Origin of the sequence: Methylobacterium sp. WL6, from assembly GCF_008040095.1 — a bacterium.
GTDB lineage: Bacteria > Pseudomonadota > Alphaproteobacteria > Rhizobiales > Beijerinckiaceae > Methylobacterium.
Map to the genome: position 1 here is coordinate 1 of NZ_VRVH01000495.1, position 2,062 is coordinate 2,062.

The 2,062-nt window shown below is 72.1% G+C and carries 3 protein-coding genes; all 3 read right to left on the reverse strand.

Features of this window, described 5'->3' with window-relative positions:
- Positions 1-453 (reverse strand): CBS domain-containing protein (locus FV230_RS27670; RefSeq protein WP_147729657.1); only part of this gene is annotated, 453 nt, incomplete at its 3' end.
- A 36-nt stretch (positions 454-489) separates the two neighbouring features.
- Entirely contained in the window at positions 490-996 is a 507-nt protein-coding gene (ybeY, locus tag FV230_RS27675) for an rRNA maturation RNase YbeY (protein ID WP_147729656.1), read from the reverse strand.
- Positions 996-2,006, reverse strand: a complete 1,011-nt coding sequence (locus FV230_RS27680; RefSeq protein ID WP_147844645.1) for a PhoH family protein — start codon at positions 2,004-2,006, stop codon at positions 996-998. The genes ybeY and FV230_RS27680 overlap by 1 nt, the downstream gene beginning before the upstream one ends.
- Positions 2,007-2,062 lie beyond the last annotated feature (56 nt).

The following is a 2,062-nucleotide window of genomic DNA, read 5'->3' on the forward strand; positions in this document are numbered from 1 at the left end:
GGCCGCGGCGCTGCGGCGCGGGGCGGCCTCGGCCCGCGCGGCGATGTGGTCCACGAAGTCGCGGATGTGGACCATGCCGCGCGGGTCGTCGAGCGTCTCGCCGTAGACCGGCAGGCGGGAATGGCCGGCGGTGCGGAACAGCTTCAGCAGGTCGCCGAGGCTGGTCTCGACCGAGACCGCGACGATGTCGGCCCGCGGGATCATCACGTCGTCGACGCGCACCTTGTGCAGCCCGAGGACGTTCTTAAGCATGGCGCGCTCGAGCGGCGAGAACGCGTTCTCGCCCGAATCGGGCTCGGCCAGGGCCTCTTCGATGTCGCCGCGCAGCGAATCGCGCGGTTTCAGGTGCAGCACCTGAAGGAGGCGGTCGTACCAGGGCTCGCGCGCACCCGATTCCGCCTCGTTGGAACTGAGCGCGGCCTGGGCCGCGCCGCGACTTCGATCGTGGGTCATGTCTCTCGTGTCTGGGATCGGTTGGGACGTCGTCGCTCAGCCGGCCGCGGAGTCCGCGTAAGGGTCGGGCACGCCGAGGGTCGCGAGCGCCGCGACCTCCAGGGCCTCCATGGCCTCCGCGTCCGCGTCGCCGGTCTCGTGGTCCTGACCGAGCAGGTGGAGGGTGCCATGAACCAGGAGATGCGCGAGGTGGTGGACGAGCGGCTTCGACTGCTCGGCACTTTCGCGCACCAACGTGTCGTACGCAAGAACGACGTCGCCGAGCGGCACCGCGACGCCGGCATGGGCGGGCTGCGGCGAGGACGGAAACGACAGCACGTTGGTGGGCCGGTCCTTGCCCCGCCAAGTCCGGTTGAGCGCCTGCACGGTGGCGTCGTCGGCGAGCAGGACGCTGACCTCGACCGGGCCGGCGGGCGGCTCGGGGGCCGCGGCGAGACCGGCCTCGACGGCGCGAATCACGAAGGCTTCGAGGTCGGGGACCGCGCCGCTCCAGCGTTCGTCCTCGATCGCCACCTCGACCACCATGTCGATCGCGTGCCCCATCACGCGAGCGGCCGCCGCCGCGGGTTCGGGTTGCGGTCGGCATCCGCCTCGCCGTGGGCCGCGCCCTCGTAGGCGGTGACGATGCGGCGCACGAGGTCGTGGCGGACCACGTCCTTGTCCCGGAAGGTGATGCGGCCGATGCCCTCGACGCCGTCGAGCACCCGCACCGCCTCGACCAGCCCCGACTTCTGCCCCGGCGGCAGGTCGACCTGCGAGGGATCGCCGGTGACGATCATCCGCGAGTTCTCGCCGAGCCGGGTCAGGAACATCTTCATCTGCATCGAGGTGGTGTTCTGCGCCTCGTCCAGCAGCACGATCGCGTTGGTGAGCGTGCGCCCGCGCATGAAGGCCAGCGGCGCGATCTCGATCACCCCGGTCTGCAGGCCGCGGTCGACGTGGCGCGCCTCCATGAAGTCGTAGAGCGCGTCGTAGATCGGGCGCAGGTACGGGTCGACCTTGTCGCGCATGTCGCCGGGGAGGAAGCCGAGGCGCTCGCCGGCCTCGACCGCCGGGCGCGAGAGGATCAGCCGCTCGGCGTGGCCCTGCTCCAGCAGCGAGACCGCGTGGCCGACGGCGAGCCAGGTCTTGCCGGTGCCGGCCGGACCCTCGGCGAAGACGAGCTCGTTGGCGCGCAGGGCCTTGATGTAGGCGTCCTGTGCCGCGTTCCGGGCGCGGACCGCGCCGCGCTTGCGCGTGGCGATCTGCTCGAAATGCGGCCGGTCCGGCTCGGCGGCGATGGCGGCCGCCGGGAACAGCTGGCCCTGGACGGTGGCCTCCTGGATCGCGCCGTCGACGTCGCCGAGCGTCAGGGCGCTGCCGCCGGTCCGCACGCGGGCGTAGAGCTTCTCGAACACCCGGCGGGCACGCTCGGTCGCGTCCGGCGAGCCCTTGAGCACGACGTGGTTGCCCAGCGCGGTGGCCGTCACCTCCAGCCGGCGCTCGATATGCGCGACGTTCTGGTCGTACTGGCCGAAGACGAGGCTCGCGAGGCGGTTGTCGTCGAAGGTCAGCGAGACCTCGACCGGCTCGTCGTGGCCGAAGCCCGGGCCGAGCGGCCGCGTAGGGC